Source organism: Clostridia bacterium (assembly GCA_019683875.1).
In the GTDB taxonomy this organism is placed as follows: Bacteria; Bacillota; Sulfobacillia; order RBS10-35; family Bu92; genus Bu92.
Window position 1 is genome coordinate 1 of sequence record JADGHN010000006.1, and the last position, 23,871, is coordinate 23,871.

Sequence of the window (23,871 nt, forward strand, 5' to 3'; positions counted from 1 at the left end):
CCCGGCAGCCGCCCGATCGTCGCCGCCGTCCAGTCGCGCCCACCGACGGAACTGCCGCCGATGATGAGCGCCGCGTCGTGTTCGTGGATGGCCTGGGCGAGCGCCTCCGCGAGGGCATCCGGATCGTCCGGCGCCGGCGAAAGCACGCGCGCGGCGGCGCCGTCGCGCGCCGCGGCCGCGGCCAGGCCCCAGGAGTTGAACTCGCGGATCTGGCCCGGCGCCGGTTCGCGGTCCGCCGCCACGAGCTCGTCGCCCGTCGGCAGGATCGCGATGCGCGGGCGGCGCCGCACGGGCACGCGCAGCCGGCCGACGGCGGCGAGCGCGGCCACGTCGTACGGCCGCAGCCGGCGGCCGGCCGGGAGGAGCCGCTCCCCGGCGCGGACGTCGGCGCCGCGCGGCGTCACGTGCTGGCCGCGGGCGACCGGCGCGAAGACGCGCACCTCGCCCTCGCCGGCCTCCGCCTGCTCGATCGGCACGACGGCATCCGCCGCTTCCGGAAGCATCCCGCCCGTGGGGATCGGCGCCGCCGCGCCCGCCGGCAGCGGCTCTGCCACGCGGCCCATCGCCACGCCGGACGCCAGCCGCAACCGCACCGGCCGCTCCCGGGAGGCGCCCTCGCAGTCGGCGGCGCGGACGGCGAACCCGTCCATGTGCGCGCGCGGGAAGGGCGGCACGTCGTGCGGCGCGGCGACGTCCCGCGCGAGCACGCGTCCGAGCGCGGCCTCGAGCGAAACCTCCTCGGGCTCCCCGGCCGCGGCGGCCGCCACGGCTTCCTCGAACGCGGGGTGGCCCAGGAGCCGCGCGAGCGCCTCTTCCGGCACGGGCAAGGGGGACGGGCGCTCAGGCGTCATACTCGTAGAATCCCCGCCCCGACTTGCGACCGAGGAGGCCGGCCTGCACCATCCGCCGCAACAGGGGGCACGGCCGGTACTTCGGGTCGCCGAAGCCTTCGTACAGCACCTCCATGATCGCGAGGCAGGTGTCGAGGCCGATGAAGTCGGCGAGCGTCAGCGGCCCCATCGGGTGGTTCATGCCGAGCTTCATCACGGTGTCGATGTCCTCGCGCGAGGCGACGCCCTCCATGAGGGCGTACGCCGCCTCGTTGATCATCGGCATCAGAAGCCGATTGCTGATGAAGCCCGGGTAGTCCTGCACCGTGACGCACGTCTTCCCCATCCGCGCGCCGGCTTCCAGCACCGCCCGGTGCGTGTCGTCGCTCGTCAGTTGGCCGCGGATGACCTCGACGAGCTTCATCACGGGCACCGGGTTCATGAAGTGCATGCCGATGAACCGCTCCGGCCGCCGGGTGGACGCCGCGAGCCGCGTGATGGGAATGGACGACGTGTTGCTCGCGAAAATCGTTTCCGGCGGGCAGACGGCGTCGACGTCGCGGAACAGGCCGGCCTTCGCGTCCGCGTCCTCCACGATGGCTTCCACGACCAGGCCGGCCGCCGCTGCGTCGCCGAGCTCCAGCGTGCCGGTGATGCGGCCGAGCACCGCGTCGCGCTCTTCCGCCGTCTTGCGCCCCTTTTCCACGTCGCGGTCGAGGTTCTTGCGGATGGTCGCCAGGCCTCGCTCCAGGAAGCGCGCTTCCACGTCGTACAGAATCACGTCATACCCCGCCTGCGCCGCGACCTGGGCGATCCCGCTGCCCATCTGGCCGGCGCCGGCGACGAACACCGTTTCCGCAGCCATGCCGGTCCTCCCCACTACCCGTCCACCTTGACGACGGTCGCTTCCCCTTGGCCGCCGCCCGAGCAGATGGCGGCCACGCCGTACCCGCCGCCCCGCCGCCGGAGCTCCATGACGAGGGTGCCGAGGATGCGGGCGCCGCTCGCGCCGATCGGGTGGCCGAGCGCCACCGCGCCCCCGTTGACGTTGATCCGTTCGGGATCCAGCCCGCCGAGCTTGGCGCTGGTCAGCGTCACCGCCGCGAACGCCTCGTTGATCTCCCACAGAGCGACATCGTCCTTCGACAGGCCCGCCTTCCGCAGCGCCGCCTGGGCGGCGAGCCACGGCACCGTGTGCAGGTACGGCGGGTCCTGCGACGCGTGGCCGTGCGCCACGACCGTGGCCATGGGCTTCAGGCCCAAATCCGCGACCGCCCTGTCCGAGGCGAGCACGAGCGCCGCGGCGCCGTCGTTCAGCCCCGGCGCGTTGCCCGCGGTGATCGTGCCGTCCGCCTGGAACACCGGCTTGAGCGCCGCGAGCTGCTCCAACGTCGTGTCCGGGCGGATGGCCTCGTCATGTTCGACGCGGACCGTGCCGCCCTTCGGGCCCGGCACCTCGAACGGCTCGATCTCCTCCGCCAGGCGGCCCGCCCTCTGCGCCTCCGCGGCGCGCATGTGGCTGCGGTAGGCCCACTCGTCCTGCGCCTCGCGGGAGATCCCGTACTCCTTCGCGACCGTGCTCCCGTAAACGCCCATGTGGCAATTGCCGAACGAGCACCACAGGCCGTCGTGCACGACGGCGTCGACAAACCGCCCGTCACCCATGCGCAGGCCCCAGCGGGCCCCGGGCACGAGGTAGGGCGCCTGGCTCATGCTCTCCATGCCGCCGGCGACCACGACGTCCGCCTCGCCGACGCGGATCATCATGTCCGCGTAGTTGGCGGCGCGCAGCCCGGACGCGCAGACCTTGTTGATCGTGTCGGACGGCACCTCGGCCGGCAGGCCGGCCTTGATCGTCGCCTGGCGCGATGGGATCTGGCCGGCTCCGGCCTGGACCACCATCCCCATGAGGACGTAATCGACGCGCTCGGCCGGAACCCCGGCGCGGCGCAGCACGGCCCTGATGGCGTGCGCGCCGAGGTCCGTCGCCGGCACGTCCTTCAGCGCTCCCCCGAATTTCCCAAACGGCGTGCGGACGTAACCCACGATGTGTGTCATCGCGCCACTGCCTCCCATCCCCTTCTGCATCATACCGTCTTCGGCCGCTGATACTACGTTGAGCACACCGGCGGCGGAGGTGGATCGATTGGCGGGGCGTCCCCCTGGATCATTCGACGAAGCGTGGCGGTCCGCGAAAGACGCGTGGCGATCCGCGGCGGGCTGGCTCAGCCGCCAGGCGTGGTTGCGGCGCGTGGCGGGATGGCTGGGCAGCGACGACTGGCGCGTGGGCGCGGGTGCCGTGGCGGCGGCGCTCGTCGTGATCGTGGCGCTGTTCGCGGCCCTGCGCCCGGGTCCGGCGCGGACGCCGTTGAAGCCCGGCCTGCTGAAAATGTCGGTCATCGGCTACTTCGAGAACGGCTGGAGCGCCGAATTCGGCGACTCCTTCCCCACGGTGCAGGAGAACTACAGGCTCCTGGACGAGATCCTGGCGTTCTGGTACAGCGTCGACGGCACCGGCAAGATCGTCCAGGACGTCTCGCGCGACAACGTCATCCGCTTCGCCAAGGGCCACGGCTTGAAGATGGGCATCCTGATCAACAACCGCCAGGGGAGCGGCTTGAACAACTACGGCATGCTCGTCGACCCCGCCGCGCGCGATCGCGCCATCGGCAACATCGTGGGCATCGTCAAGAGCAAGGGGTACGACGCCGTCGACGTCGACTTCGAGCTCATCCCGCCGGAATCGAACGTGGGACTGACGAAGTTCGTGTGCCTCCTGCGCCGCGCGCTGCCGAGCAACGTGGAGCTGTCCGCGGCCGTCTTCCCTCCGATCGAGGTCGACGCGTCCGTCAACGGCGCCTATGATTACAAGGCGCTCTCCGACTGCACGGACTATCTCGTGGTGATGCTGTACGACTTCCACTACGCGGGCGGGCCGCCCGGGCCGCTCTCCCCGGATCCGTGGACGCGCAGGAACGTCGACTGGCTGCTCCGCCATGGCGTGCCGGCGAAGAAGATCGTCGTGGCGGCGGGGCTGTACGGTCAGGACTGGAACCTCGACGCCGGCAACGAGGCGCAGCAGCACACGCTCGCCAGCATCCTCGGGCTCGCCGGCGACAAGGGCGTGCAGCCGAAGCGCGACCCGAAGTCGGGGAACCCGTACTTCGAGTACTGGGACAGCAACGGCAACCGGCACATCGTCTGGTACATGGACGCCGGAACGCTGCGCAACCGCATCGGGCTGGTGAAGGAGAAGGGGTTGCGGGGCATCGCCCTCTGGCGCCTGGGGTACGAGGTGCCGCACGTTTGGACGACGATCCGCGAGAACGCGCGCTGAGGCGGAGCGGGCCGCCCCCTCGCGGCGAACCCCCCGCGCCGGCGGTGGGGCGGCAGGTCCCGCGCTCGGCCCGGTCGAACCCTGGGTCCATCCTGGGAGCGACCGGAGGTGGGCGTCGTGATCTGGAACCCGGACATGGAGACGATGCCGCGCGAGTCCCTGCGGGCACTGCAACTGGAACGCCTGCGGGGAGTGGTGGCGCGCGTGGCCGCGCGCGTGCCGTTCTACCAGGAGCGCTTCGCCGAGGCCGGGGTGGGGCCGGAGGACTTGCGCCATCTGGAGGATCTCGCCCGCTTCCCCTTCACCCGCAAGACCGATCTGCGCGACCACTACCCCTTCGGGATGCTCGCCGTGCCGCGGGAAGCCTGCGTGCGCCTGCACGCGTCCTCCGGCACGCGCGGCAAGCCGACGGTCGCCGCCTACACGCGGGGCGACATCGACCTTTGGGCGGAGGTCGTCGCCCGCTCGATCGCGTGCGCCGGTGGGCGGCCGGGGGACGTGCTGCACAACGCCTACGGCTACGGGCTCTTCACGGGCGGGCTGGGGCTGCATTACGGCGCGGAACGCATGGGCCAGACGGTCGTGCCGGCGTCGGGCGGCTTCACGCGGCGGCAGGTGGAGCTGATCGTCGACTTCCAGGCGAACGGTCTCTGCTGCACGCCCAGCTACGCCTTGCAAATCGCCGAGACCATGCGCGAGATGGGCGTCGATCGCGCGCAACTGGCGCTGCGCTACGCCATCCTGGGCGCGGAGCCGTGGACGGAGGCGATGCGCCGCGCCATCGAGGCGCAGCTCGGCCTCAACGCCGTCGACATCTATGGGTTGTCGGAGATCGTGGGCCCCGGCGTGGCCTGCGAGTGCGCCGAGGCGAAAGCGGGCGCACACGTGTTCGAGGACCACTTCCTCGCCGAGATCGTGGACCCGGAGACCGGCGACCCGCTGCCGCCCGGGCATACGGGTGAACTCGTCATCACGACGCTGACCAAGGAAGCGATGCCGCTCATCCGCTACCGCACGGGCGACATCTGCTCGCTCCAGGTCGAGCCCTGCTCCTGCGGGCGCACGTTCGCGCGCATGACGCGCGTGATCGGGCGCTCGGACGACATGCTCGTCGTCCGGGGCGTGAACGTCTACCCCTCGGAAATCGAGGCCGTCCTGCTCTCGGCGCCGGAGCTGTCCGGCCACTACCGCATCCTGCTGACGCGGGAGGGACCGCTCGACCGGATGACGGTGGAGGTGGAGGCGAGCGACGACTTCGCCGCGCAGGTGGGATCGTTCGCGGAAGATCGCCCGGAGGTGCGAGAGCTGTCGCGGCGCGTGCGCCAGGCGCTCGTCGACCACCTGCGCGTCTCGACGGAGCTTCGCGTGCTGGCCCCGCGCACCCTCCCCCGGCCGCAGGGGAAGGCGGTGCGCGTCGTGGACGAGCGGCACGCGCCGGCCCAGGGGGCGAACGCATGACGGAACCCTTCGCGGAACTCGCCGGCGTGGAGCTTTTGGAGGTCGCGCCGGGGTACGCGCGGACGGCCATGACCGTCGACGGCCGCCACCTCAACATGCACGGAACCGCGCACGGCGGCGCGGTCTTCACGCTGGCGGACGCCGCGTTCGCGGCGGCGAGCAACGCCGGCGATCACGTCGCCGTGGCGCTGACGATGTCCGTCGCGTACCTCTCCCCGGCGCAGGAAGGCGAGCGCCTGCTCTGCGAGGCGCGGGAGGTCCACGCGACACGGCGCACGGCGCTGTACGAGATCCGCGTCTCAGCCGTAGAGGATGAGCGCGGTGCGCCAGCGCGCGACGTCGCGCGCTTGCAGGCCATGGTCTACCGCAAGGGGACAAAGGACCAGAACCGCCCGGCCGGCGCCCCGCCGGTTTAAAGATCGACCCGGTAGTTCGGCGGCTCCTTCGTGATGAGCACGTCGTGAGGGTGGCTCTCCCGCAGGCCGCCGGGCGTGATGCGGATGAAGCGCGCGTTCTTGCGCAGGGACTCGATGTCCTTCGCACCTGCGTAGCCCATGCCCGCGCGCAGCCCGCCGACGAGCTGGTACACGGTGTCGCTCAGCGGCCCCCGGTACGGGACGCGTCCCTCGACGCCCTCGGGCACGAACTTTTCCGCGCGTTCCTGGAAGTACCGGTCGCCGGAACCCTGCTGCATCGCCCCGAGGGACCCCATGCCCCGGTACGTCTTGTAGCTGCGGCCCTGGTAGATCTCCAGCTGGCCGGGGCTCTCCTCGGTTCCGGCGAAGAGGCTGCCGATCATCACGCTGTGCGCCCCGGCCGCGATGGCCTTGACGATGTCGCCGGAGTACTTGATGCCGCCGTCCGCGATGACCGGCACCCCGTGCGCCTCGCCGGCCCGCGCCGTCTCCATGATGGCCGTCAGTTGGGGCACGCCGATGCCGGCGACGACGCGCGTGGTGCAGATCGTCCCCGGCCCGACGCCCGTCTTGACCGCGTCGACGCCCGCCTCGATGAGGGCCATCGCCCCCTCATACGTGGCGACGTTGCCGGCGATGACCTGCTGATCCGGCCACGTCCGCTTGACCTGGCGGGCGAACTCGATCACGTTGCGGGAGTGGCCGTGCGCCGAGTCGACGACGATCACGTCCGCGCCGGCGGCGACGAGCGCCTCCACGCGTTCCATGTTCCCGGGACCCGCGCCCACGGCGGCCCCCACGAGCAGCCGCCCGCGCGCGTCCTTCGCGGAGTTGGGGTACTTGTGCGCCTTTTCGATGTCCTTGATCGTGATGAGGCCGCGCAGCCGGCCCGCTTCGTCCACGAGCGGCAGCTTCTCGATCTTGTGGCGGGCGAGGATCGTCTTCGCTTCGTCCAGGGTGGTGCCGACCGGCGCCGTGACGAGCCCTTCGCGGGTCATGACCTCGCGGATGGGCCGGTTCATGTCTTCTTCGAAGCGCAGGTCGCGGTTCGTGATGATGCCGACGAGGCGCCGCGAATCCTCGCGGTCGACGATCGGCACGCCGGAGATGTGGTAGTGGGCCATCAGGTCGAGGGCGTCGCGGATGGGCCGCTCCGGGGTGAGAAAGAACGGGTCGCTGATGACGCCGTGCTCGCTGCGCTTGACCTTGTCCACCTCGGCGGCCTGGCGGTCGATGGGCATGTTCTTGTGGATGATGCCGATCCCGCCTTCGCGGGCCAGCGCGATGGCCAGGCGCGCCTCGGTGACCGTGTCCATGGCTGCGCTGACGAGCGGAATGTTGATCGTCAACTCGCGCGTCAACTTCGTACGCACGTCGACGTCCCGCGGCACGACCTCCGACTCCCCGGGGATGACGAGGACGTCATCGAACGTGAGCCCCAGGGGGAGATCCGGGCTGCCGGCCGGTTGCTCCAAGTGCACGCGAAAACCTCCAGATCCGCGTCGAGCGCCGGTTTTCCCCAACATAGCACGCGCCGTTCGCGCGGGACAACCGCTTCACTCGTGAAACCCGAGTTCTTCGAGGGATCCGGCACGATTGCGCCAGTCCGGCTTCACCTTCACGTGCAACTCAAGAAACGCGCGGGTGCCGAGCAGCGCCTCGATCTCCTGCCGGGCGCCCTGGCCGATCGCCTTCAACATGCGCCCGCCGCGCCCGATGATGATCCCCTTCTGCGACTCGCGCTCGACGTAGATCGTCGCCGCCACGTAAAGCACCCCGTTCGGGCGGCGGGCGAACTCGTCGATGGCGACGGCGACGCTGTGCGGCACCTCGTCCCGCGTCAGGTGCAGCACCTGCTCGCGGATGAGCTCGGCCGCGACCCGCTGCTCCGGCTGGTCCGTGACCTGGTCGTCCGGGAAGTACTCCGGCCCTTCCGGAAGGTGGGCGCGCAGCGCGTCGACGAGGCCGTCCAGCCCCTCGCCGGTCACCGCCGAGACGGCCAGCGCCGCGGCGAAGTCACCCAGCGCCCGATAGGCGAGTAGGCGCGGCTCAAGCTCCTGTCGCGGGACGCGGTCGCGCTTGTTGCCGACGAGCAGCACCGGCGCAGCCGCGCGCGACACGGCTTCCGCCGCCGCGCGGTCGCCCTCGCCGGGCGCGGGTTCCGAAAGGTCGACGACCAGGCACACGATGTCGATGCCGTCGAGAGCTCCCAAGGCGGAGCGGACCATGCGCTCCCCGAGGAGGTGCCTGGGCTTGTGCAGGCCGGGCGTATCGACGAAGACGACCTGCCCCCCCGGGAAGTGGCGCACGCCCAGGATGCGGTTGCGCGTCGTCTGCGGCTTGTCCGAGACGATCGCCACCTTGTGCCCGACCAGCGCGTTCAGCAGCGTCGACTTGCCGACGTTCGGACGGCCGATCAGCGCGGCGAAGCCGGAGCGGTACCCATCGGGGCGACCGGAATCAACGTCGCCGGGCGAGGTCGGCGTCACCCGCGGGCACCCCCCGGTCGAGGCGCGCTCTCGCCGCCGCCGGCTCCGGGTTCACGACGCCGCCGGAGATGATCAGGCGCATGCCGGCTTCCACCGTCATGTCGAGAAGGCGCAGTTCGGATCGCGGAACCATGAGGAGGACGCCGGACGCCGGGTTGGGCGTCGTCGGCAGGAACACGTTCACCAGGTCGTCCTGTCCGACGCAGCGCTCGATCTCCTCGGCCGTCTCGCCGCTGATCAGGGCCACGCGCCAGACGCCCTTCCGCGGGTACTCGACGAGCGCCACGCGCTTGAACGTCTGCTGGCCGGGGCGGCCGAACGCCTCGATGAACTGCTTCACGGTCCCATAGATGCTGGAGACGACCGGCACGCGCCGGAACGCCCTGTCGACGAGGTCAAACAGCTTGCTGCCGGCGTAATTCGAGACGAGGAGGCCGACGGCGAAGACGACGAGCACCGTCACGACGGCGCCGAGCCCCGTGATGTACGCCGCCTGGGGCACGAGGGGGAGGATCAGCGGCCGCAGGAGGCCGTCGATCCAACGGAACAGCGCCAGCACGACGTAGACGGCCGACACGATGGGCAGAAGCGCCGCCACGCCGGCGAAGAGAATGGCGCGCAGCCGGACGACCAACCGTTTGCGCATCAGCGCCTCTTCCTCTCACGCGGGTCCGTGCGCCGGCGCGGGCCGGCGAGGCAGCTCAAGCCCAGGACCAGCCACACGGTCGCCGCCGCCCCGAAACCGAGCGGCGAGCGCGCCATGGCGCGGCCAAGCGCGACGGGAAGCTCGTCCACGTGCGGGCCGAAAAGCACGACGCCCACTGCGAGCGCGAGCCCGCTGGCGAGAAGCACGCCGGCGGCGGCGAAGTCCTTCGCGAGGCCGGCGCCGGGGTGCCACTCCCCCGTGACCAGATCGACCGTCGCCTCGACCGCCGTGTTGAGGAGTTCCGCGGTCAGCACCACGCCGACGACGACCATCACCACAAGCGTGTCCACGGGCGACAGCGGCACAAGCGCGGCCCACGCCAGCGCCGTGTATCCCGCCCACAGCTCCAGGCGCAGGTTGGGCTCGCCCGCCCACGCGGCCGCCAGGCCGCGAAGCGCCGCCACGAACGGCCGCGGGCGCCTCACCGCGTCAACCCCAGCGGCGCGAGCACCGATTCCGTCTCGGCCATCATCGTCGCCTCGCGCTGCGGCGTGTCGTGGTCAAAGCCGAGCAGGTGGAGCACGCCGTGCACGGCCAGAAAGGCCATCTCCCGCTCGACCGAGTGGCCGAACTGCTTCGCCTGCTCCTGGGCTCGCGGCACGGAAATGACGACCTCTCCGAGAAGCGGCGCCGGCTCCGCGCGGGCGCCGTCCAGTTCCTGCGCGTCGTAGCAGGGGAAGGACAGGACGTCCGTCGGGCGGTCCACGCCCCGGTACGCGCGGTTCAGCTCGTGCAGGTAGGCGTCGTCGGCGAAGGTGAGGTCCACGTGCGCGTGCGCGAGACCATGGCGGGCCAGGGTCGCTTCGGCCGCCTGCGCGGCCCGCTCCTTAGCGGCGCTCAGTGCCGGTGCGGAGGAATCCCTTTCGCTCACGACGACGCTCATGCTTTTCGCCGCTCCTTCTGAGCTCTTCCGCGATCTGCTCCGGATACGGGATGCGCTGGTGATGCAGGCCCATCAGCACGTGCGTAAAGGTCCGCGCGATGGTGTCGAGATCCTTGAGCGTGACGTCCGCCTGATCCAGCTGGCCCGCTTCCAGACGCTCGCGGATGATCTTTCGCACTTGCGCTTCGATGCGGTCGGGCGTCGGGTCCTTGAGGGCCCGCACCGACGCTTCGGCTCCGTCCGCAAGCATCATGATGGCGGCTTCCTTGGATTGCGGCAAGGGACCCGGGTAACGGAACTGGGCCTCGTCGACCGGCCCGTCGCTCGCTTCGACCGCCTTGCGATGGAAGTACGAGACGAGCATCGTGCCGTGATGCTCGGGGATGAAACGCGCAATCTCCTCCGGAAGCTTGTACTCACGTGCCAGCTCGAGGCCGTCCTTCACGTGGCTGATGACGATCAGGGCGGACAGGCTCGGCGAGAGCCGGTCGTGCGGGTTCTCGCCGCCGAACTGGTTGTCGACGAAGAAATACGGCCGTTTCAGCTTGCCGATGTCGTGGTAGTACGCGCCCACGCGCGCGAGCAGCGGGTTGGCGTCGATCGCCTCCGCGGCGGCCTCGCAGAGGTTGGCGACCATGAGGCTGTGGTGGTACGTCCCCGGCGCCTCCCGCAGCATGCGCCGGAGGAGCGGGTGGTTCGGGTTCGAGAGCTCCAGAAGCCGGACGCTGGTCAGGATCCCGAACGCCTGCTCAAGGTACGGCAGCGAGCCGATCGTGAGGATCCCCGAAAGCATGCCGTTGATCGCGCCGAAGGCCGCGTCCATCCACACGCCCGTGGCGTCCGCGACCTCGCCGGACAGCAGCGCCGTGGCAAGGATGGCGACGAGGTTCGCGCCCGCGGCGAGGAACCCGCCGCGCATGACCTCGCCGCGCTGGTCGACGCGCCGGACGCTGACCGCGGCGGCGAAGCCCCCCGTCAAAGCCGCGAACGCGTAGCGGAGGTCGTGCCCGCTCATGAAGCCGAGGGAGAGGGCCTCGTACAGCACGCCCACGAGGGCGACCTCCGGCCCGATGAGGATGGCGATCAGCATCGCCGCGCACGCGACGGGGGCGAGGTACGGGGACACCTGGAGAAGCACGCGTTCCACCACGAGGACGACGGCCAGCACGAGCGCGAGGAGCACCACGCGCCGGTCGTCGCTCCATATGCGGGGGCGGAAATACCGGAGGTACAGGCCGAGCAGCGCCTCCAGAACGGCCGCGATCAGGAGCGCCGACGCCATGACGGCGTAGTCGCGACCCGAACGCAGGAGCCCGGCGTCCCGCAGGCGTTCGAGGTCCTCCGCCGTGATGACGGCGCCGTCGGGGACGATGGTCTGGCCCTTGAGCACGACGATCGGCTCGACCGCGGCCCGCGCCTGCGCGCGCGCCGCCTGCGTCTTCTCGGCGTCGAAGAGCACGTTCGGCCGCAGCGCGGCCTGCACGACCTCCGTGGCGAACGAGAGGATCGGCCGGTCGTAGTTCCACGTCATCACCGTCGCCGTCGCGTCGCGGCGGAACGTCTCCAGCGACTCCTGCCGGATGCCCTGGTTCATTTCCGCGAGCAAAAGGTCGCGCGCCTGGCGCTTCAGCGACGTCCAGTCCGCCTCGGGCAACTGCAGGACCGCCAGCGCCACGCGGTCGTCGACGGGGAAGCCGGACGCGCGGCGCAGGGCCGCGATGCGGCGGTCGTCGGCGTCCTGGCTGGCCCGCAGGGCGTCGATGGCGGCGAACACGGCGTCCAGCTGCGCCATCGCGTCCTGGGTGACCTTCGGATCCAGCGTGTAGATGTCCGTCACCTTGGCCGCGGCTTCGTCCTGCATGCGGCGCGTCGTCGGCCAGTCGACGAACTCCCGGGGCGCCTTGATCGCTCCGCGGGCGGGCTGGTTCAGCTGCACGTCGACGCGCTCCGGGACGAAGGCGCTGGACAGGACGCCTGCGGAGGCGAGAAGGAACGCGAACGCGAGCGCCGCCCGTCGCGCGCCGGAATGGCGGAGACGCTCCAGGCGGAGGCGGACCCACACCGTGGTGGCGGGCCGTCTGCTCATGGCCTTACTCCTTCAGGCTGTCGCGGGCGCGCTGGCTTTCGTAGGCTTCGTAGGCCTTGATGATGGCCTGCACGAGCGGGTGGCGGACGACGTCCTGCTCCGTCAGCTCCACGAACTCGATGCCGCGGATGCCCTTCAGCACCCGCTGGACCTCCGCCAGCCCGGAATCCTGCTCTCTCGGAAGGTCCACTTGCGTGATGTCGCCCGTGACGACGGCGCGCGAGCCGAAGCCGAGCCGCGTGAGGAACATCTTCATCTGCTCCGGCGTGGTGTTCTGCGCCTCGTCGAGGATCACGAACGAGTCGTCGAGCGTGCGGCCGCGCATGTAGGCGAGCGGCGCGACCTCGATCATGCCGCGGCTCATGTACTTCTCGAACGTCTCGACCCCGAGGATGTCGTAGAGCGCGTCATAAAGCGGGCGCAGGTACGGGTCGACCTTCTCCTGAAGGTCGCCCGGCAAGAAGCCGAGCTTCTCGCCCGCTTCCACGGCCGGCCGCGTGAGCACGATCCGGTTGACCTGGCGGTTGCGGAACGCGTCCACGGCCATCGCCATGGCGAGGTAGGTCTTCCCCGTGCCGGCCGGACCGATGCCGAACACGATGGGGTTCGCGCGCATGGCTTCGACGTACCGCTTCTGGCCCAAGGTCTTTGCCTTGATCGGCTTGCCGCGCGCCGTGACAAGGATCATGTCGCGGTAGACGTCGGCCAGCTGGTCCAGCTTGCCCTCCCGCGCGAGCCGGATGGCGTAGCGGATGTCCTGCGCGGCCAGCGGCTGTCCCTGGGAAGCGAGGTCGGTCAGCGTGTGGAGCAGCTCGACGGTGCGCGCGACCTGGTCCGCCGGACCGTCGACGTGGAGCTCGTTGCCGCGCGCGAGGATCTGCACGTGCATGGCTTCCTCCATTGCGCGCAGGTGTTCTTCCTGATGGCCCATGATCTGCAGCGCCTGATCATTGTCCGGGATCGTGAACTTGCGCTTGTCGACGGCCATTTCGGCCAACCGGCGGACGCCTCCTCAGGTGGCCCGGACGCGGTGCGGCGGCGAAGCTGGCTCATCGGGACCCGCCCGCGGCCGGGGGCCGCTCCGAGCCTTGCGACGCGCGCTCGACCACGGCGCCGATGTCCTCTTCGGTCTCGAGCCGGACGCGCACGCCAAATCGCGTGGGCGTGCTCAGCACGATCTCGGCGGATTCGGAGAGCACGCGCGCGCTCGGCGGGACGTCCGCGAGCACCGCGCCCAGGGCCTTTCGACGGGCGAGTTCCCTCGCGCGGTCCATGTCCAGCCCGGCCGCGGCGCGCTGCACTTCCACGAGCCGTTCGACGCGCCACTCCACCGGCAGGGACACGCCGCGCCAGGCGAGCGGATGGCGGTCGAGCTCGATGCGGAAGTGCTGAAACGGCGTCGGAGCCCAGCCCCACACGGTGAGCGCCGTGTGCCCGACGACCAACCGGTACCGCCGATACACGCGGCCGGTCGGCGTCTCCCTCAGCATCTCCGCCGGAACTTCTAGATACCGATCATACCACACGCGGGCGCGAACCGTTCCGCGCGCGCGGACCCGCATGCGCGCGCGCGGCGCGGCCGGATCGTCAGGGTTCAAGCCCGGCGGCACCACCTCGACCTCGCTGCGGATGAGCACCTGCCCGCGGGACACCGTGTCGCCCGGCTTCACAAGCGGTTGGCCTGAAAGCGCGAGCACCGACGTGACGACGCCGTCCTTGACGGCGACGACGTCCGCGGTGGCCGTGCTCGGCCACTGGTCCGGCGGCACGCGCCGCTCCTCCGCGACGACGATCGTCGCGCGCGTTCCGGCGAGCCGCACGTTGGCCCAGTTCACCTGGGGAACCAGAAGCGGTAGACGCTCGGCGACGCGGTCCGGATCCACCATGGGACGGAACGCGCCGGGGTAAAGGCCCAGCCGCGCGGCGGCGCGCAGCACCTCGTCCGGAGGCACCTGGGAGACGCCCTGAACGTCGACGATCCACACGAACGAAGCCAGCAGGTAGCCGGCGGCGAGCGACACGAGGAGCCCGGCGACGAGCACGCGCCGGCGAAGAAAGCGCCTCCAGAGGTAGGGCCAGCCGGCCTGCCGCACGACCGCCACGCGCCATCCGCGCTCTTCCGCCAGATCGCGCAATTCGGGCCAGCGCGCGGCGGACGCGTACATGATCCAGGCGTCGCCCTCGCGACGCACGCGCCAGAGGTCGATCCGGCGGCGCAGCGCCACGTTGACCAGATCCCCGACGTCCGGCCCTTCGGCACGCAGGAGCACCCACCCGAGAAGCCAGGCCAGCACGCGTCGGGCCAAAGCCGATCCCCTCCCCGGGCCTCAGGTCTTGCGCGTCCCGCCGCCGCGTTTGGGCTCCTCCGCGAACGTCACGTCATGGATGCGGCCGGTCACCGTCACCTCGTGCGCCTGGATGACGCCGATCTCCAGGTCTTCCCCCGCAATCCGCACGATGCCGCCGGCCACGGCGATCGAGACCTGCTCGGGCTGGTACGAGACGAGACCGCGGTGATTCTCCACGGTCGCCTGGAGCCCGCCGACGACCGTGACGCGCGGCACGTCGATGAGGAGGTCGGACGGCAGTTCCAGCGCGTCGACGAGACGAGCCAGAAGGCGCCGTTCGCCCGGAGGCCGTCGACGCTGCCGGCTTTGCGCCACAGGCGTTCCCACCTCACGCTGACACGTATGCGACGTCGGGACAGGGATATGAGGGCCCAAAGGAAAGGAAAAGCCGCCCCGGGGAGGAGCGGCTGTCCACGCGCTGACGTTTCAGGCCGGCAGGGCGCTCAGCGCCCCTTGCGCTTGCGCGCCGCGGCGGCGGACTTCTTCTTGCGCCGCACGCTGGGCTTCTCGTAAAACTCGTGACGACGCGCTTCCTTCAGCGTTCCGCTGCGTTGCACCTGGCGCTTGAACCGACGGAGGGCGTTGTCGAGCGACTCGTTCTCGCCGACACGGACTTCGGACATCCCGTTCACCCCCTCCGTACGATTCGAGTGTACCAGTCTAGCCCGGAGGCCACTGCATGCTACGCCCGCCGAGGACGTGCAGGTGCAGGTGCCCGACGCTCTGGCCGCCGTGCGCGCCCTGGTTGACGACGACGCGATACCCCTCGGTCAGGCCCTCCTGCTCGGCGACGCGGCGCGCCGCGTCCAGCAGGCGGCCCAAAAGCGGCGCGTCCTCCGGCCGGGCGGCCGCCAGGCCGTCAAGATGACGCCTGGGCACCACCAGGACATGCGTGGGCGCGACGGGTTGAATGTCGCGGAACGCGACGACCTCTTCGTCCTCGTACACCTTGCGCGACGGCAGTTCCCCGGCGACGATCCGGCAGAAAAGGCAGTCCGGCATCGTTCAGCCTCCCAAGATTCCTCCGGGACGTCGGTTGGACTTCGCGCCGCGTGTCCCGGTTTCCTCTCACCGATCTCCGGTTTTCGGCCGGTATTCGGTGCGCAGCGCCACCCGGGCGCGATGGCGCTCGAACGCGAGCTCGATCAGCTTCGTCAGGAGGTCGGTGTACGGCAGGCCGCTGGCCTCCCAGAGTTTCGGATACATGCTGATGCGGGTGAACCCCGGCATCGTGTTCACCTCGTTGACGAGCACGCGGCCGGTGCCCCGCTCGACGAAGAAGTCCACGCGCGCGAGGCCGCTCGCGTCCAGCGCCAGAAAGCTCTGGACGGCCAGTTCCTGGATGCGCGCGGTCGTGGCCGGATCGAGCTCCGCGGGGATGATGAGCCGGGACGAGTCGTCGACGTACTTCGCCTCGTAGTCGTAGAACTCGTGGCCCGGCACCACCTCTCCCGGCAGGGAGGCGATCGGCTCCTCGTTGCCGAGCACGCTGCACTCGATTTCGCGGCCGTCGATGGCTTCCTCGACGATCACGCGGCGGTCGTACTCCGCCGCCAGCCGCAGGCCGGCGGCGAGCTCGTCGCGGTCGTGCGCCTTCGTGATGCCCACGCTGGAGCCGAGGTTGGCCGGCTTCACGAACATCGGGTACGGGAAGCTGGCCTCGATGCGCCGCAGGACGGCATCGAAATCGGTTTCCAGCTCCCTTGCGCGCACGAGGGTGTAGTCGGCGACGGGGATGCCCTTCTGGCGGAAGACGTCCTTCTGCATGGCTTTGTCCATGGCCAGGGCGCTGGCCAGGACGCCGGAGCCCACGTACGGGATGCCGGCGAGCTCCAGCAGCCCCTGGACGGTGCCGTCCTCGCCGTACGTGCCGTGGAGCACAGGAAAGACGACGTCCACGTCGACGAGGCTCGGCCCGGCGGGGGCCACGGCGCGATCGGCGTCGTCGACCGCGATCAGGCCGCCACGCGAGCCGGGGTCCGGCCGGAAGGCCAGGAACCGGCCCTCCATGGCGGCGAGGCCGTCTTCCAGCGCCTTCGCGGCGTCGGCGGGAAGGAGCCAGCGGCCCTCTTTCGTGATGCCGATCGGCACCGGCTCAAAGCGCTCGCGGTCCAGCGCGCGCAAGACGGACGCGGCCGACTGCAGGCTCACCTCGTGCTCTCCGGAACGCCCGCCAAACAGCACGCCCACCCGGATCCGTCGCGTCATGGCGATCCCCCCGCGTTACGTTATGCGCCGGTCTTCGCCAGCACCAGCGCGACCCACCCGTCCAGGGCCCGGACGCGGCGCGCGTGCAGGCCCGCCCGCGAGAACACGTCGCGCGCCTCCGCCTCCTGATCTTCCACGATGCCGGAAGCCACGACAACGCCGCCATCGGCAGCGAGCGCGGCCAGTTGCGCCGCCACCTCCCGGTGGATGTCGAGCGTGAGGTTGGCGAGGACCAGGTCGAACGCGCCCGTAGGAAGCGCGTCCGGACCGCCGCGGCGGACGTCCAGCGCCACACCGTTGAGCTCGGCGTTGGACCGGGTGGCCTGCACGGCCACCGGGTCGACATCGACCGCGGCCACGCGCGCCGCCGCGCCCCCGAGGCGGGCGGCGGCGATGGCCAGCACGCCCGAACCGCTGCCGATGTCCGCCACGCGCGGCTCGGGCGGCATCTCCGGCCAGATCGCCTGCATCTCCATCAGGCAGAGCTGGGTGCTCGCATGCGTGCCCGTGCCGAAGGCCATGCCGGGGTCCAGCCGGACGACGAGGCCGTCGAGATCCGGCGGCACGGGCTCCCAGGCGGGCAGGATCCAGATGCGGCCGACGCGCAGGGGACGGTAGAACCGCTTCCACGCGTGCGCCCAGTCGTCTTCGTGGACGGGCACGCGGCGCGCGGTGAGCTCGCCCGCCGAGAACGCCTCCGCCCAGCGGCGCGCCTCGCTCTCCAGGCGGGCCAGGCGCTCGCGGCCCTCGGCGTCGTCCGGCGCGTAGACGGCGATGTGGCGGTCGCCGTATTCCGCGCCGCCCAGGCCGGCCTCGGCGGCGAGCGCCGCAAGGCCCTCGGCGAGGGCCGGCGCGTCGCGCGTCCAGGCGAGGACGAGCTGCAGGTACGGCATCAGTTCCCGAACGCGTCCCGCACGCGTTCAAAAAACCCCTTCGCGCCGTGGCCGACCGGCTGGCCCCGGAGTTCGGCCAGGCGCTGCAGCAGTTTCGTCTCTTCCGGCGACAGGTCCGTCGGCACCTCGACCTGCACGCGCACGACGAGGTCGCCGCGCCCGTACCCGCGCACGTCGGGCACGCCCCGGCCGCGCAGGCGGAACTCGTGCCCCGGCTGCGTCCCGGCGGGCACGCGCAGGCGTTCCGGACCGTCCGGCGTGTCCACCGAGACCTCGGTGCCGAGCGCCAGTTGCGCGTACCCCAAGCGCACTTCGGAGATGAGGGTCGTGCCCTCACGGCGGAAGCGCGGGTGCGGCCGCACGCGCACGACGACGTACAGGTCCCCGTTCGGCCCGCCGCGCGCACCGGCCTCGCCCTGCCCGGCGAGCCGCAGGCGCATGCCGTCCTCGACGCCCTTCGGGATCCGGACCTCGATCTCCCGCCGCTTGCGGGCAAGGCCCCGCCCCTGGCACGTCCGGCACGGCCGCTCGATCACGCGGCCGCTCCCGTGGCAACGCGGGCACGTCTGGACGGTGACGAAGGAGCCGAACGCCGTGTTCCGCGCCATGCGCACCTGGCCGCGCCCGCCGCAGGCGGGGCAGCGCTCCGGCGCGCTGCCCGGCTCCGCCCCGCTCCCGCCGCAACGGTCGCACCGTTCCGTGCGCCCGACGACGACGGTGCGGGTCGCGCCGCGCAGCACCTCTTCGAGGTCGATCTCCACTTCCGTCTGCAGGTCGGCGCCGCGTTCCGGACCGGCGCGGCGCGCGCCCCCGAACCCGCCGAAGAAGGATTCGAACAGGTCGCCCAGGCCGAACGGGTCCGTGCCGTCGAAGCCCGTGAACGGTCCGCTCCCGAACGGCGCGCCCTCGGCGCCGGTCGGCCCCTGGGCGCCCGCGTGCCCGAAGCGGTCGTAGCGGGCACGTTTTTCCGGGTCGCTCAGCACCTCGTACGCTTCGTTGATCTCCTTGAACTTCGCCTCGGCTTCAGGATCGCCGGGGTTCGCGTCGGGGTGGTACTGCCGCGCCAGCTTCCGGAACGCCTTCTTGATCGTCTCGGCATCGGCGTCGCGCGGGACTCCCAGGATCTCGTAGTAGTCGCGCGGCACGCGTCACCCCTCCTCCTCCGGTGTCGTCGCCTTGGACCGGTCCCGTCGCTTTAGGCGCCGCCTTCGCCCTGGACCTTGTAGTCGGCGTCGATGTCGCCCTTGCCGCCGCCGTCCTGCGTCCCGGACTGCGCGCCGTCGGCCGCCGCGCCGGTCGCCTGCCCGGCTTGGTAGATGGCGCTCGTCATCTCGAACACAGCCTGGCTCAGCCGCTCGGCGGCCTGGGTCATGCGATCGCGATCATTGCTGTCGAGCGCCGCGCGCGCCTCCGGCAGCGCCTTCTCCACGGCTTCCTTCTTCGCCGCCGGCGCCTTGTCGCCGACGTCCTTCAGCGCCTTCTCGGCGGCGTAGATGGCCGCGTCCAGGCGGTTGCGCGCCTCGACCGCCTCCTTGCGCCTGCGGTCCTCTTCAGCGTGTTCCTGGGCCTCGCGGATCATCCGCTGGATCTCTTCTTCGGAGAGGCCCGTCTGGCTCTGGATCGTGATGTGCTGCTCGCGGCCCGTGCCGCGGTCCTTCGCCGACACGTGCACGATGCCGTTGACGTCGATGTCGAAGGTGACCTCGATCTGCGGCACGCCGCGCGGAGCCGGCGGGATGCCGTCGAGGATGAAGCGGCCGAGGGTCTTGTTGTCCTTGGCCAGCGGCCGCTCGCCCTGCAGCACGTGGATCTCCACCTGCGTCTGGCCGTCGGCGGCGGTGGAGAAGATCTGCGTCTTCTTCGTCGGGATCGTGGTGTTGCGCTCGATCATCTTCGTGAAGATGCCGCCTTCGGTCTCGATGCCGAGGGAGAGCGGCGTCACGTCGAGCAGGAGCACGTCCTTGACCTCACCGGCGAGCACGCCGGCCTGGATGGCGGCGCCGAGCGCGACCACCTCGTCCGGGTTGATGCCCTTGAACGGCTCCTTGCCGAACATTCGCCGCACCGCCTCCTGCACGGCGGGGATGCGCGTGGAGCCGCCGACCAGAAGGACGCGGTCGATGTCCGAGGGCTGCAGGCCGGCGTCCTGGAGCGCCTGGCGCGTCGGGCCCATCGTGGCCTCCACCAGGTCGGCCACGAGCTCCTCGAACTTCGCGCGCGTCAGCGTGACGTCCAGATGCTTCGGGCCGGTCTGGTCGGCCGTGATGAAGGGCAGGTTGATGTCCGTCGACGTCGTGCTGGAGAGCTCGATCTTCGCCTTCTCGGCCGCCTCCTTGAGGCGCTGCAGGGCCATGCGGTCCTTGCGGAGATCGATGCCGTGCTCGGCGCGGAACTGTTCAGCGACCCAGTCGATGATGCGCTGGTCGAAGTCGTCGCCGCCGAGGTGGTTGTTGCCGCTCGTGGCGCGCACCTCGAACACGCCTTCGCCGAGTTCGAGGATGGAGACGTCGAAGGTGCCGCCGCCGAGGTCGAAGACGAGGATCTTCTGCTCCTCGCCCTTGTCGAGGCCGTACGCGAGGGCCGCCGCCGTGGGCTCGTTGATGATGCGCAGCACCTCGAGGCCGGCGATCCGCCCGGCGTCCTTGGTCGCCTGGCGCTGGGCGTCCGTGAAGTAGGCCGGCACCGTGATGACGGCCTTGTCGACCTTCTCGCCGAGGAACGCTTCGGCGTCGGCCTTCAGCTTCTGAAGAATCATCGCGGAAATCTCCTGCGGCGTGTACCGCTTGTCGCCGATCTCGACGCGCACGCCGCCGTTGTCGTCGCGCACCACCTTGTACGGCACGCGCGCGATCTCGTCGCCGACCTCGTCGTAGCGGCGCCCCATGAACCGCTTGATGGAGAAGATCGTGTTCTGCGGGTTCGTGACGGCCTGGCGCTTCGCCACCTGGCCGACGAGCCGCTCCCCGTCCTTGGTGAAGGCGACGACGGACGGCGTCAGGCGACTGCCTTCGGCATTCGTGATGACGACCGGGTCGCCGCCTTCCATGACGGCCACGACGGAGTTCGTCGTGCCCAAGTCGATGCCGATGACCCTACCCATTCTGGTCAGCCTCCTCGCTGCCTGTCACGGCGACGCGCGCCGGACGCAGAAGATGCGATCCCATGCGGTAGCCTCGTTCGAACACCTGCGCGACGTGGCCGGCCGGACGCCCCTCCGCGGGCACCTGCATGAGCGCCTCGTGCTGCTGCGGATCGAACGGCTGGCCCTCGGCCTCGATCGGCTCCACGCCGTGCTTTGCGAACACGGCGCGCAGCTGCTTCATCGTCATCTCCACGCCCGCCTTGAGGGCGGGGCCGTCGTCGCCGGAGGCGAGGGCGCGCTCCAGGTTGTCGACGACCGGCAGCAGCTCCCTGACGAAGGCGGCCATGCCCTCCTCGCGTGCGCGGGCGAGGTCGCCCGCCGAGCGCCGGCGGAAGTTGTCGAAGTCCGCCTTCAGCCTTTGCAGCAACGAAAGATATTCATCACGCTGGCGCCTGGCTTCGGCGAGCTCGGCCTCCAGCGCCTCCAGGCGCCGCGCCGTCTCCGCCGTTTCCGGAGTCTCGGCGCCGTGCGCGTCACCGGCTTCCGGCGCGGCCTCCGGCTCCGGACGCTCGCCGGCGGCCTCCTCCGCGGAGCCGGCAGCCTCCCCCGCAGAGCCGGCGGCGGTCGTTCCGGCTTCCGCAGGTCCCTCCTTCTCCGGCGAGGCTTCGGCCGCCGTCTCCGGCTCCCCGCCGGCCTCAGGCGGCCGCCCGCCCGTGGCGTCCTCAGGCATCATCGCCATCCACTCCTCCTGCATCCCCTGCAGCGCCGGTGGCACACATGGGCCCGCGCCATGGCGGGCGCGGGCCCGTGCAGTGCGACCGCCGCCCAGGCCGCGTCAGCGACGCGGCAGGCTCTCGCTCAGCGCCTGGGCGACGGCTTCCACCAGCGAGATGATTTTCGCGTAGTCCATGCGTCGCGGCCCCAGCACGCCCACGTGGCCCCAGGAGTCGCCGCCGACGTGGTAGCTGGCGGTGACGAGGCTGCAGTCCTGCATCTCCGCCACCCGGATCTCATGGCCGATCACGACGCGCGCGTGCGGACGCGGCTGGGGTTCCCCCAGCAGTTCCAGCACCGTGTCCTCCTGCTCCAGGGAGCTCAGCAGCATCTGCGCCTTGTCGATGTCGCGGAACTCCGGCTGGCGCAGGATGTTCGTCGCGCCGCCGACGACGAGGCGTTCCTCGCCGTCGGACGCAGGCCGGTCGAGAACCTCGAGCGTCTGTTCGACGAGGTCGCCGTACTGGCGAAGCTCCCGGGCGAGGTCCTTCATGATGGCGAGCGCCGCCCGCCCCATGGTCTGCCCGGAGAGACGCTCTGCGAACAGGCTGTTGATGCGCTCGATCTCCGCCTGGTCCAACTCCTGGCCGATCTCCAGGAGGCGGTTCTCCACGAGGCCCGTGTCCGTGACGACGACGATCAGCGCGCGGCCCTCGCTCATGGGGATGATGCGCAGCGCGTCGATGCGCGCGTGCTCAAGGTGCGGCCCGCTGACGAGCGCCAGGAAGTTGCTGGCCTCGCTCAGCATGCGCGCGGCGGTGCGCACCGCGGCGCCGATTTCCCGCGCGCGCAGCGCGAGGCGGTCCCGCATGAGCTGCCACACGCGGTGATCCGCCGGCATCGAGCGGACGAAGTGGTCGACGTAGAAGCGGTACCCGAGGTCCGACGGCACCCGGCCCGCGGACGTGTGGGGCTGCTCCAGGAAGCCCAGCTCTTCCAGATCCGCCATCTCGTTGCGGATCGTGGCGGGGCTGACGTTGAACCCGTGCTTGCGGGCGATCGTGCGGCTTCCCACCGGCTCGCCGGTGGAGATGTAATCTTCGATGACGGCGCGCAGGATGCGCTGTTTGCGTTCGTCGATCATCGCATTCATCGCCTTCCCGCTTGCCGGGATGCGCCGTGGCCTCGACGGGCCGCAGGTTCTACGGTGTATGTTAGCACTCTCCATGCGCGAGTGCTAGTCGACGACGCGCCGGCTGCGCCGCTGGCCCGCGCGGTCGCGATCGGGCCGTGAAACAGACCGGCGCCGCCACGAATCGTGGCTGGCGCCGGTCTTCCCGGCGGGACGGCCGTGGCCGCCGCTCGTCACACGTGACGTCGAGGCCCGACCGGCCCTAGAGTTCGATCGGCTCCTCCGCGAGCGCCTTGACGAGGTCGACGCACGCGCGCACGTCGTCCTTCGCCGCCATCTCCGCCGGCGTGTGCAGGTAGCGCGTGGGGATGGAGATGCAGCCGCTGGGCACGCCGGCCCGCGTGAGGTGGATGGCGCCGGCGTCGGTGCCGCCCATCGTCAGCACCTCGATCTGGTGCGGGATGCCGCGCCGCTCGGCCCGTTCCACCATCAGGTCGCGAATCTCCGGCGGAGTGACCATCGACCGGTCCATCGCCTTGACGGCCGCGCCGCCGCCCAGCTTCACGGCCATCGGCCGCGCCTTGGGCGTGTCGCCGGTGCCGGTCACGTCGATGGCGAAACCGATTTCCGGATCGACGCCGTACGCGGACGTCCGAGCGCCGCGCAGCCCGACCTCCTCCTGCACGGTGAACACCGCGTAGACCTCGTTCCCGACCTCGTCCAGCTCCAGCACTGCCTGGGCGAGGACGGCGCAGCCGACGCGGTCGTCGAGCGCCTTGCCGATGAAGACCCGCTCGTTGGCCTCGAGCGGGCGATGGAAGACGGCCATCGCGCCGTAGCCGACGAGCTTCTCGGCCTCCTCGCGGCTGCGCGCGCCGACGTCGACCCAAAGCTTATGGAACTTCAGGTCGTTCGCTTCCCCTTGGGCGAAGTCGACGCCCTCCGCCGGCTCGTGGCTCACGGAGCCGACGAGGCCGTTCTCGAACAGCACCCGCTGGCCGACGGCGATGTACGGGCTCACGCCGCCGACCATGCCGACGCGCAGGAAGCCGCGCTCGTCGATGTCGGTGACGATCAGGCCGATCTCGTCCATGTGCGCGGCGAACATGACGCGCTTGCCCTTGGCGGACCCCTTCGGCCGCTTGACGCAGATCAGGTTGCCCAGCGCGTCGACGCGCATCTCGTCGACCTTGCCGCCCAGGATCTCCTGCAGGAGCGCGCGGACGCGCGCCTCGCGGCCGGACGGTCCCCAGGTCTCCGAAAGCCGCTTCAGCAGATCTTCCACGCGA

Annotated in this window: 24 protein-coding genes; 3 read left to right on the forward strand and 21 right to left on the reverse strand. The window is 70.9% G+C overall.

The window, feature by feature from the left end:
• The 3 genes from IRZ18_00910 to IRZ18_00920 all read right to left on the reverse strand — a co-directional run.
• Positions 1-851 (reverse strand): molybdopterin molybdotransferase MoeA (locus tag IRZ18_00910; GenBank protein MBX5475668.1); only part of this gene is annotated, 851 nt, incomplete at its 3' end.
• A complete protein-coding gene (locus IRZ18_00915; GenBank protein ID MBX5475669.1) occupies positions 841-1,695 on the reverse strand; it encodes a 3-hydroxybutyryl-CoA dehydrogenase in 855 nt (284 codons plus the stop codon). The genes IRZ18_00915 and IRZ18_00910, both read right to left, overlap by 11 nt.
• A 14-nt stretch (positions 1,696-1,709) precedes the next feature.
• On the reverse strand, positions 1,710-2,921 hold the full coding sequence (locus IRZ18_00920; GenBank protein MBX5475670.1) for an acetyl-CoA C-acetyltransferase: 1,212 nt from the start codon (positions 2,919-2,921) through the stop codon (positions 1,710-1,712).
• A 55-nt stretch (positions 2,922-2,976) separates the two neighbouring features.
• Between IRZ18_00920 and IRZ18_00925 the strand changes: the two genes are divergently transcribed.
• From IRZ18_00925 to IRZ18_00935, 3 genes are all read left to right on the forward strand, one after another.
• Entirely contained in the window at positions 2,977-4,167 is a 1,191-nt protein-coding gene (locus tag IRZ18_00925) for a hypothetical protein (protein MBX5475671.1), read from the forward strand.
• Positions 4,168-4,302: 135 nt separating this feature from the next.
• Positions 4,303-5,625, forward strand: a complete 1,323-nt coding sequence (locus IRZ18_00930; GenBank protein ID MBX5475672.1) for a phenylacetate--CoA ligase — start codon at positions 4,303-4,305, stop codon at positions 5,623-5,625.
• Positions 5,622-6,041 (forward strand): hotdog fold thioesterase, encoded by a 420-nt coding sequence (locus IRZ18_00935; protein MBX5475673.1) that lies wholly within the window; start codon positions 5,622-5,624, stop codon positions 6,039-6,041. Before IRZ18_00930 ends, IRZ18_00935 begins: the two co-directional genes overlap by 4 nt.
• Here the strand turns inward: IRZ18_00935 and guaB are convergent.
• The 18 genes from guaB to IRZ18_01025 all read right to left on the reverse strand — a co-directional run bounded on the left by guaB (position 6,038) and on the right by IRZ18_01025 (position 23,867).
• Complete coding sequence (guaB, locus tag IRZ18_00940) at positions 6,038-7,567, reverse strand: IMP dehydrogenase (protein ID MBX5475674.1); 1,530 nt, start codon at positions 7,565-7,567, stop codon at positions 6,038-6,040. The two genes, IRZ18_00935 and guaB, sit on opposite strands and share 4 nt — an antisense overlap.
• Before the next feature lie 30 nt (positions 7,568-7,597).
• Positions 7,598-8,530, reverse strand: coding sequence for a GTPase Era (era, locus tag IRZ18_00945; protein ID MBX5475675.1), 933 nt, complete (start codon positions 8,528-8,530; stop codon positions 7,598-7,600).
• Positions 8,502-9,176: a DUF502 domain-containing protein gene (locus IRZ18_00950; protein MBX5475676.1), complete on the reverse strand. Its 675-nt coding sequence runs from the start codon at positions 9,174-9,176 to the stop codon at positions 8,502-8,504. The genes era and IRZ18_00950 overlap by 29 nt, the downstream gene beginning before the upstream one ends.
• Positions 9,176-9,661 (reverse strand): diacylglycerol kinase, encoded by a 486-nt coding sequence (locus tag IRZ18_00955; GenBank protein ID MBX5475677.1) that lies wholly within the window; start codon positions 9,659-9,661, stop codon positions 9,176-9,178. The genes IRZ18_00950 and IRZ18_00955 overlap by 1 nt, the downstream gene beginning before the upstream one ends.
• The gene (ybeY, locus tag IRZ18_00960; GenBank protein ID MBX5475678.1) at positions 9,658-10,119 is read right to left on the reverse strand and encodes an rRNA maturation RNase YbeY; all 462 of its coding nucleotides are present in this window, start codon (positions 10,117-10,119) and stop codon (positions 9,658-9,660) included. Before ybeY ends, IRZ18_00955 begins: the two co-directional genes overlap by 4 nt.
• Positions 10,064-12,205 carry an HDIG domain-containing protein gene (locus IRZ18_00965; protein MBX5475679.1) on the reverse strand — a complete coding sequence of 714 codons (2,142 nt, stop codon included), beginning with the start codon at positions 12,203-12,205 and terminating at the stop codon, positions 10,064-10,066. Before IRZ18_00965 ends, ybeY begins: the two co-directional genes overlap by 56 nt.
• 4 nt (positions 12,206-12,209) lie before the next feature.
• Positions 12,210-13,193 carry a PhoH family protein gene (locus IRZ18_00970; GenBank protein ID MBX5475680.1) on the reverse strand — a complete coding sequence of 328 codons (984 nt, stop codon included), beginning with the start codon at positions 13,191-13,193 and terminating at the stop codon, positions 12,210-12,212.
• Between the two features lie 61 nt (positions 13,194-13,254).
• Positions 13,255-14,511, reverse strand: a complete 1,257-nt coding sequence (locus IRZ18_00975) for a sporulation protein YqfD (protein MBX5475681.1) — start codon at positions 14,509-14,511, stop codon at positions 13,255-13,257.
• Positions 14,512-14,532: 21 nt separating this feature from the next.
• A complete protein-coding gene (gene yqfC / locus IRZ18_00980; GenBank protein MBX5475682.1) occupies positions 14,533-14,868 on the reverse strand; it encodes a sporulation protein YqfC in 336 nt (111 codons plus the stop codon).
• Between the two features lie 128 nt (positions 14,869-14,996).
• Positions 14,997-15,176 (reverse strand): 30S ribosomal protein S21, encoded by a 180-nt coding sequence (locus tag IRZ18_00985; protein ID MBX5475683.1) that lies wholly within the window; start codon positions 15,174-15,176, stop codon positions 14,997-14,999.
• Between the two features lie 37 nt (positions 15,177-15,213).
• Positions 15,214-15,555, reverse strand: coding sequence for a histidine triad nucleotide-binding protein (locus IRZ18_00990; protein ID MBX5475684.1), 342 nt, complete (start codon positions 15,553-15,555; stop codon positions 15,214-15,216).
• A gap of 66 nt (positions 15,556-15,621) precedes the next feature.
• Positions 15,622-16,761, reverse strand: a complete 1,140-nt coding sequence (locus IRZ18_00995; protein MBX5475685.1) for a D-alanine--D-alanine ligase — start codon at positions 16,759-16,761, stop codon at positions 15,622-15,624.
• A gap of 20 nt (positions 16,762-16,781) precedes the next feature.
• A complete protein-coding gene (locus IRZ18_01000; GenBank protein MBX5475686.1) occupies positions 16,782-17,654 on the reverse strand; it encodes a 50S ribosomal protein L11 methyltransferase in 873 nt (290 codons plus the stop codon).
• Positions 17,654-18,799, reverse strand: coding sequence for a molecular chaperone DnaJ (dnaJ, locus tag IRZ18_01005; protein ID MBX5475687.1), 1,146 nt, complete (start codon positions 18,797-18,799; stop codon positions 17,654-17,656). Before dnaJ ends, IRZ18_01000 begins: the two co-directional genes overlap by 1 nt.
• Before the next feature lie 50 nt (positions 18,800-18,849).
• The gene (gene dnaK, locus IRZ18_01010) at positions 18,850-20,754 is read right to left on the reverse strand and encodes a molecular chaperone DnaK (protein ID MBX5475688.1); all 1,905 of its coding nucleotides are present in this window, start codon (positions 20,752-20,754) and stop codon (positions 18,850-18,852) included.
• On the reverse strand, positions 20,747-21,475 hold the full coding sequence (locus IRZ18_01015) for a nucleotide exchange factor GrpE (protein MBX5475689.1): 729 nt from the start codon (positions 21,473-21,475) through the stop codon (positions 20,747-20,749). The genes dnaK and IRZ18_01015 overlap by 8 nt, the downstream gene beginning before the upstream one ends.
• A 96-nt stretch (positions 21,476-21,571) precedes the next feature.
• Complete coding sequence (gene hrcA, locus IRZ18_01020) at positions 21,572-22,594, reverse strand: heat-inducible transcription repressor HrcA (protein ID MBX5475690.1); 1,023 nt, start codon at positions 22,592-22,594, stop codon at positions 21,572-21,574.
• Between the two features lie 250 nt (positions 22,595-22,844).
• On the reverse strand, positions 22,845-23,867 hold the full coding sequence (locus IRZ18_01025) for a M42 family metallopeptidase (protein ID MBX5475691.1): 1,023 nt from the start codon (positions 23,865-23,867) through the stop codon (positions 22,845-22,847).
• Between the last annotated feature and the right edge of the window lie 4 nt (positions 23,868-23,871).